Origin of the sequence: Sulfitobacter sp. HI0027 (assembly GCF_001634775.1) — a bacterium.
Classification (GTDB): Bacteria; Pseudomonadota; Alphaproteobacteria; order Rhodobacterales; family Rhodobacteraceae; genus Sulfitobacter.
Genome location: NZ_LWER01000351.1, coordinates 1 through 222, shown reverse-complemented (window position 1 = coordinate 222; position 222 = coordinate 1). Strand labels below are relative to the sequence as shown.

Here is a 222-nt window from a genome sequence, read left to right as displayed (position 1 = left end):
AGGTGCGGTGTAAGGGTAAGAGCATCGCCGACGTGCTTGATATGACCGTAGAAGATGCGCAAAGCTTCTTTGCCGCCGTGCCTTCGATCCGTGAAAAGATGGATGCGCTGATGCGCGTGGGGCTGGGCTATATCAAGGTTGGACAGCAGGCCACGACCCTGTCGGGCGGTGAGGCGCAGCGGGTGAAGCTCAGCAAGGAGTTGAGCAAACGCTCCACCGGGC

The 222-nt window shown here is 59.9% G+C and carries 1 protein-coding gene; it reads left to right on the top strand.

The window, feature by feature from the left end; all coding sequences use genetic code 11:
• On the top strand, window positions 1-222 hold a 222-nt coding region (locus A3722_RS16805; RefSeq protein WP_150120533.1), incomplete at both ends, for a hypothetical protein.